The 6,551-nt window shown below is 68.9% G+C and carries 7 protein-coding genes; 2 read left to right on the top strand and 5 right to left on the bottom strand.

What is annotated here, in order from left to right; genetic code table 11:
• Positions 1-68: 68 nt before the first annotated feature.
• From ispF to phoU, 3 genes are all read right to left on the bottom strand, one after another.
• The gene (gene ispF, locus D473_RS0111920; protein ID WP_193373272.1) at positions 69-548 is read right to left on the bottom strand and encodes a 2-C-methyl-D-erythritol 2,4-cyclodiphosphate synthase; all 480 of its coding nucleotides are present in this window, start codon (positions 546-548) and stop codon (positions 69-71) included.
• Positions 549-700: 152 nt separating this feature from the next.
• Positions 701-1,183 carry a CarD family transcriptional regulator gene (locus tag D473_RS0111915; RefSeq protein WP_026126868.1) on the bottom strand — a complete coding sequence of 161 codons (483 nt, stop codon included), beginning with the start codon at positions 1,181-1,183 and terminating at the stop codon, positions 701-703.
• A 229-nt stretch (positions 1,184-1,412) separates the two neighbouring features.
• Entirely contained in the window at positions 1,413-2,075 is a 663-nt protein-coding gene (gene phoU / locus D473_RS0111910; protein WP_017609296.1) for a phosphate signaling complex protein PhoU, read from the bottom strand.
• A 123-nt stretch (positions 2,076-2,198) separates the two neighbouring features.
• Between phoU and D473_RS0111905 the strand changes: the two genes are divergently transcribed.
• Positions 2,199-3,407, top strand: a complete 1,209-nt coding sequence (locus D473_RS0111905; RefSeq protein ID WP_026126867.1) for a sensor histidine kinase — start codon at positions 2,199-2,201, stop codon at positions 3,405-3,407.
• Complete coding sequence (locus D473_RS0111900; protein WP_017609294.1) at positions 3,404-4,102, top strand: response regulator transcription factor; 699 nt, start codon at positions 3,404-3,406, stop codon at positions 4,100-4,102. Before D473_RS0111905 ends, D473_RS0111900 begins: the two co-directional genes overlap by 4 nt.
• Before the next feature lie 75 nt (positions 4,103-4,177).
• Here D473_RS0111900 and dtd read toward each other — a convergent pair whose 3' ends face one another.
• The gene (gene dtd, locus D473_RS0111895) at positions 4,178-4,603 is read right to left on the bottom strand and encodes a D-aminoacyl-tRNA deacylase (protein WP_017609293.1); all 426 of its coding nucleotides are present in this window, start codon (positions 4,601-4,603) and stop codon (positions 4,178-4,180) included.
• Positions 4,604-4,619: 16 nt separating this feature from the next.
• Complete coding sequence (locus D473_RS0111890) at positions 4,620-6,461, bottom strand: DUF2207 domain-containing protein (RefSeq protein ID WP_017609292.1); 1,842 nt, start codon at positions 6,459-6,461, stop codon at positions 4,620-4,622.
• Between the last annotated feature and the right edge of the window lie 90 nt (positions 6,462-6,551).

The raw sequence follows: 6,551 nt of genomic DNA, 5'->3' as shown, positions 1-6,551 counted from the left end.
GGCGCCCGCGAGCCCTCAGCTCACGGGCGCCGTTCCTGGTCGTCGATGCGGCCCGCGTGCCGTCCGTGTCAGTCGTCGGGCACGCAGAGCGCCGTGGCCACCGCCGCGATGCCCTCGCCCCGACCTGTGAGGCCGAGACCGTCCGACGTGGTCGCGGAGACGCTCACAGGCGCGCCCACGACCTCACCGAGGACCTTCTCCGCCTCCGCCCTGCGCGGAGCGAACTTGGGCCGGTTGCTGATGATCTGGATCGAGACGTTGCCGACCGCGAAACCGGCCGCACGGACACGGGCGACGGTCTCAGCGAGCAGGGACGCACCGGAGGCACCCTTCCACCGGGGATCGGAGGTACCGAAGTTGGATCCGAGGTCGCCCGACCCGCACGCGGACAGCAGGGCGTCACAGGCGGCGTGGGCAGCGACGTCGCCGTCGGAATGGCCGCTGACACCGTCCTCCCCCGGCCATTCCAGGCCGGCGAGAAAAAGCGCGTGGTCAGGAGAAAAAGGGTGGACGTCAGTTCCGACGCCCACCCGAGGAATTCGTGTCATGAGAAGTGATATTCCACAATCGCGCCCCGGCCGGTCCTTCGACCGAATACCGGGGCGGCGATCAGTTCGCCTGTGGGGCTCCAGTGCTGTGTCAGTCAGGGCTTGGCCCGTCAATGAGCGGCGCGACGGGGCGAACCTTGGCTGGTGCGGCACTAGGTGGTGAGGACCTCGTCGAGGAGTGCTTCGGCCTTGTCCTCGTTGGTCTTCTCCGCGAGCGCGAGCTCACTGACGAGGATCTGGCGGGCCTTCGCGAGCATGCGCTTCTCCCCCGCGGAGAGACCGCGCTCCTTGTCCCGGCGCCAGAGGTCACGGACGACCTCGGCGACCTTGTTGACGTCGCCCGACGCCAACTTCTCCAGATTCGCCTTGTAACGCCTGGACCAGTTCGTGGGCTCTTCGGTGTGCGGAGCCCGCAGCACCTCGAAGACCTTGTCCAGGCCATCCTGCCCCACCACGTCGCGAACGCCGACGTCCTGGGCGTTCTCAGCGGGCACACGCACCGTCAGATCGCCCTTGTCAACCCTCAGAACGAGGTAGGTTCTGTCCTCGCCCTTAATGGTGCGAGTTTCGATCGCTTCGATACGAGCAGCCCCATGATGGGGGTAGACAACAGTGTCGCCGACCTTGAAAGCCATGTGACAGGTACCCCTTCCGCTAGCACAAGGATACCACGAATCCGTGACTTAACGTACCTATTAGGTTTGCGAAGTTGCAGGTCAGGCCACACATTCCGAGGCTTGACAAAGTATACCCGAAGGTTACGACGTGCCTGGTCGGAGGGGACGCGGGGGCCTCTCGGCCCCCGCACTCGAGGAGATTGCGAACCGCAGCGACCCGCCGAACGCAGCCCCGCCCGGGAGGGGCTCACCCCTCCGGCTCGTAGTCCTCACGCCGGTCGCCCGTGACCATGTAGACGAGGTTGTCGGCCACGTGCACCGCGTGGTCGCCGAAACGTTCGTAGAACCGCCCGACGAGCGTGGCGTCCATCGTGGCCTCCACCCCGTACTCCCAACCGGGCGCGAGGATGCGCTCCAGGAGCTTGCGGCGCAGGCGGTCCATCCTGTCGTCGTCCTTGTCGAGCTCCCAGGCGGTGTCGGGGTCCTTCTCCGAGATGACCTCACCGGCCTTGGTGACGAGCATTTCGGCCTGGTGTCCCATCTCGAGCACGATCGAACGGAGCGGCTTGGGGATCGCCGAGTCGGGATGGCGCCGCCGGGCGATCTTGGCCAGGTGGACGGCGTGGTCGCCCATGCGCTCCAGATCACCGCGCATGTACAGCGACGTGATGATGAGGCGCAGGTCGGAGGCGACCGGCTGTTGACGGGCCATAAGACTGAAGGCCGTGTCCTCGATCTCCTGGTCCAGGCGGTTGATTTCCTCGTCGCCGGAGATGACCTCCTGGGCCGCGTTGAGGTCGCTGTCGAGCAGCGCCGTGGTGGCTCGGGCCACTGCATGCCTGGCCAGCCTCGTCATCTCGACGAGGCGTTCGCTCAGGCTGTCCAGACCCTCGTGGTAGGTATCGCGCATGAGTCAATGCTCCCAGTGGTAATTCGAAGTGGCGGCCAAGGTTCGGTGAACGATCGGCGAACCTCCGACGTGTCACATGCCCTGACCGGGTAAAGCCTCACCTCGCACGTTTACGATCGAACCGTGCAAGGGGAACTTCTCGCCGCTGTGGCGGGCATCATCGGGCTCGTACTCGGCGTCGTCATCGGCGCCGTGGTCAGCTCCGTACTCAGAGCCGGCGGCCGTCCGGGCCCGGGGCGCGGCAACAGGCAGTCGGTCGAACAACGCCGGGACGGCACCACACTTCCGCCGGGGATCGCCGAGGTCTTGTCGGCGTTGCCTTCCTCCGCGGTGGTCCTGGACTCGGCCGACCGGGTACTGCGGGCCTCCTCGGCCGCCCGTGCGTTCGGTATCGTGCGGGGCGAGGAACTGGTCATCAACGAGCTGCTGGCTCTGGCCCGGCAGGTACGCCGCGACGGGGTGATCAGGGAGACCGACATCGAGGTGGCGGTCCGCAAGTTCGGCCCCGACGCGACCTCGTTCGCCGTACGTGTGGCCCCGCTCGGCGGTACGGGCCTGGTGCTGGTGCTGGCCGAGGACCAGACCGAGCACCGGCGTCTGGAAGCAGTGCGGCGTGATTTCGTCGCCAACATCTCGCACGAGTTGAAGACCCCTGTGGGCGCTCTGTCCTTGCTGGCGGAAACGGTACAGGACGCCAGCGACGACCCCGAAGCCGTCCGCCGTTTCACCGAGCGTATGCAGACCGAGGCCAACCGCCTCACCGCGGTCGTCCAGGACCTCATCACGCTCTCCCGCATCCAGGGCGCCGAACCCCTGGCCGAACCCGCACGCGTGGATCTCAACGCCCTCGTGGAGGAGGCACTGGACACGGTGCGCATGCCCGCCGACGCCAAGGGCATCGACCTGGTGGGCAGCGGCGCCGAAGGGATCACGGTCATGGGCGACGAGGGCCTGCTCGGCACCGCGCTGCGCAACCTCGTCTCCAACGCCGTGGCCTACAGTCCCAAGAACACCCGGGTCGCGGTCTCGGTGGGGCGCTCGAGCTCCTCGGTCGACATCAGCGTCGCCGACCAGGGCATAGGCATACCGCAGCAGGACCTCGAACGGATCTTCGAGCGGTTCTACCGTGTGGACGCCGCTCGGAGCCGGGCCACCGGTGGCACCGGTCTGGGCCTGGCCATCGTCAAACACATCATGACCCATCACCGTGGAGAAGTGACCGTGTGGAGCAAGGAGGGCTCGGGCTCGACGTTCACACTGCGTCTTCCCAGACCCGAGGCCGGAGGGTATGGCACCCCCCGAAACACCGACCATCAGGAGGCGGCCCCGTGACGCGCGTACTCGTTGTCGAGGACGAAGAATCCTACAGCGACGCTCTGTCGTACATGCTGCGCAAGGAAGGTTTCGAGGTCGCCGTGGCCCCCACGGGGAACGCGGCCCTGGAGACCTTCGACCGCACCGGCGCGGACCTCGTCCTGCTCGATCTGATGCTTCCGGGGCTGTCCGGCACCGAGGTGTGCCGTGCCCTGCGGCAGAAGTCGAACGTCCCCGTGATCATGCTGACCGCCAAGGACTCCGAGATCGACAAGGTCGTCGGTCTGGAGCTGGGCGCCGACGACTACGTCACCAAGCCGTTCTCCTCCCGTGAGCTGGTGGCCCGCATCCGTGCGGTGCTGCGCCGCCGGGGCGAGGAGGAGGCTCCGCTGCCCGCGGCTCTGGAGGCCGGGCCGGTGCGTATGGACGTGGAGCGCCACGTGGTGACCGTGCGCGGCGAGGACCTCCAGCTGCCGCTGAAGGAGTTCGAGCTGCTGGAGGTGCTGCTGCGCAACGCCGGGCGGGTGCTCACCCGGATGCAGCTCATCGACCGGGTGTGGGGCGCCGACTACGTCGGTGACACCAAGACCCTCGACGTACACGTCAAGCGGCTGCGCGCCAAGATCGAGGGAGACCCCTCCCACCCTCGCTACATCGTCACCGTGCGCGGTCTGGGCTACAAGTTCGAGCCGGTCACGGTCGAAGCGAACTGAGCGCTCACGCGCCGCTCACAGCGCCCCGGCCCCCTCTCCGGACGGGGCGCTCCGTCTATCGGCCCCGGCGCCGCCTCAGGCCTCGATGATGACGGTGAAGGGGCCCTCGTTGGTGAGGCCGACGGACATCTGTGCGCCGAAGACACCGGTGGCGACCTCGGCGCCGAGCTCGCGCAGCTCCTTCACCACCGCTTCCACCAGGGGTTCGGCCACGGGACCGGGCGCGGCCGCCTGCCACGTGGGCCGGCGGCCCTTGCGGGCGTCGCCGTAGAGGGTGAACTGGCTGACGACCAGGAGCGGGGCTCCGATGTCGGAGCACGACTTCTCGCCCTCCAGGATCCGCAGCGTCCACAGTTTCTTGGCGATCTTGGCCGCCTCGGCCCCGGTGTCGGTGTGGGTGGCGCCCACGAGGGCCATGAGCCCCGGCCCGGTGATCTCGCCGACGGTCTGCCCGTCGACGGTCACCGACGCGTGCGAGACCCGTTGTGCGACCGCGCGCATGTCCTCGTCCTCCTGGTCATGAATCGGCCGTGAAGCTGTTGAGGGTACGCAGCCGCCGGGTGCTGGTGATGGCGCCGGTCAGGGTCACCAAGAAGGTGCTGACGGAGTCGGCGAGGTCGTCCTCGGGGCGCCATCCCTCCGGACCGGTGTACCAGTGGAGCCCGTCACCGTCGAGTTCGTCCCGGGCGAGATCGGTGCTCACCGCCTGGGCGAGGAGGGCGGCCCAGCGTTCGACGTCGTCGAAGATGACGGCGTAGGGCAGGTAGCGGGAGAAGAAGGTGACCCGCCGGTCGGCCGGCACCCGGGTGGCGCGCTCGCTGAACAGGTAGTCCCGGAAACCCATGGTGTGGGCGTACACGGAGCTGCCCAGGCGGGTCTTGGCGGGCATGTACTGGGCCCCGGCGGTGACGGCGGCACCGACGATGACGACGGCGAGGCCGGTGAAGGCGAAGCCGGTGAAGGCCGCGAGCACACCGGTGACGAGCACACCGCCGGCGGTGACGGCCATGCCCACGGTGGTCCACAGGCCGCGTTCCTGGTCGGGAGAGCGCGCGAACCAGCCCAGGCGGACCATGTCGCGGTAGAGCTGGTCGCGGACCCGGTCGATGCGTTCGGGGAAGCGCGGGGCCCTGCGTGCGGAGGCGAGCTCGGAGAGGGTGACGGTGCCGCCCTCTCCGAAGAGGGCCTCCATGAGGAGTTCCTCGGAGGGCAGGAGGGGTTCTTCGGTGTCGCCGTCCTCGCGTACCAGGCGCCAGTCGACGAACGTGAAGCGGTGCTGCGGGAGCTCCTCGATGCGCAGGTGTCCGCGGACGGCGAGGTCGAGGACGGTGGCGGTGAGGTCGGCGATGTCGACACGTTCGTCGATGAGGGTGCCGATCTGGCCGGGATGCACGTCGTCGGGGGCGTGGAAGCGGGGCAGGGCGCCGGGGCGGTCCTGGACGGGGTCGTCGGCGCCCGCGGCGGACTCCTTGCGCAGGGCGCGCTCGTCGCGGCCCCGGATGCGCACGAGGGCGACGAGCCCTGCCACGGGCACCAGGAGCAGGAGCCCGAAGAGGGTGGCGGTGGTGGGGTCGATGGCGAAGGCCGAGGCCAGGGACCAGCGCCGTTCGAGGTCGGGCGCGGCCTCGGCGGTGCCCTCGGGGTAGGTGGCGACGATGTCGAGCCGGTCGGTGGGGGCCATGTCGGTCTGGAGGAAGTGGGCGACGGAGGCGTCCATGCCCATGTCGGAGGCCGTGCAGTACATGGCGCTGCGGGGTTCGCCGGCCAGGCAGGAGAGCGCTTCGGGCGGCAGGGGCGCCCGGACGGTGACGTCGGTGCTCTCGACGGTGTGGCTGTAGGCGCTCACGGCGCGCCACTCCAGTTGGACCCCTCCGGTGACCTCGGTGACGGCTCCGGTGACGGTGTAGTCGAGCTGGACCTCGTCGCGACCGGCGGTGTCCATGTGGACGAGGAAGGAGGATCCCTCCTGTTCGGTCTCGACGGGCACGGTGCCTCCGTCGGGGTCGACCGCGCGGACACGGTCGATCTCGAAACGGCGGTCGTGAACCTCGTCGTAGAGCATCACCGTGGTGAGCGCGCGGCTGAAGGTCTCGGGGGCCTCGCCGTCGAAGGCGAGGGTCTCCTGCGCGGTGAGCACACCGTCACCGTCGAGTTCGAGCTGGATGTCGTTGGTGATGACGGGACCCTGGTCTGCGGCGCCCGGCGCGCTCCCCGGTACTGTGGTGGTCGGCGCGGCCGCGGCCCCGGCCCGGGGCGTTCCTCCTGCCCCGCCGAGAAGCGCGGCCGTGACCAGCGAACACAGCACGAGCAGGGCGGTCGCGCCCGCGACCGCCCGACGCCAGGAGTCGACCCACCACATGACGCGAGAGCCTATCCGGTCCCGTTGTGCGTCTCTGCCCGGGGTGCGTGCGTCGGTCGCAGATCACCCCTCGTGTGCGGAGGCCGTGGA

It is taken from the genome of Nocardiopsis xinjiangensis YIM 90004 (genome assembly GCF_000341145.1).
GTDB classification, from domain to species: Bacteria; Actinomycetota; Actinomycetes; order Streptosporangiales; family Streptosporangiaceae; genus Nocardiopsis; species Nocardiopsis xinjiangensis.
This window is presented reverse-complemented; position numbering and strand designations above follow the sequence as displayed.

Excerpts from the sequence above, each read along its gene's own strand:
- ispF (WP_193373272.1), bottom strand. The coding sequence starts at position 548 with ATGACACGAATTCCTCGGGTGGGCGTCGGAACTGACGTCCACCCTTTT.
- D473_RS0111915 (WP_026126868.1), bottom strand. The coding sequence starts at position 1,183 with ATGGCTTTCAAGGTCGGCGACACTGTTGTCTACCCCCATCATGGGGCT.
- phoU (WP_017609296.1), bottom strand. The coding sequence starts at position 2,075 with ATGCGCGATACCTACCACGAGGGTCTGGACAGCCTGAGCGAACGCCTC.
- dtd (WP_017609293.1), bottom strand. The coding sequence starts at position 4,603 with ATGCGCGCGGTCGCACAACGGGTCTCGCACGCGTCGGTGACCGTCGAC.
- D473_RS0111890 (WP_017609292.1), bottom strand. The coding sequence starts at position 6,461 with ATGTGGTGGGTCGACTCCTGGCGTCGGGCGGTCGCGGGCGCGACCGCC.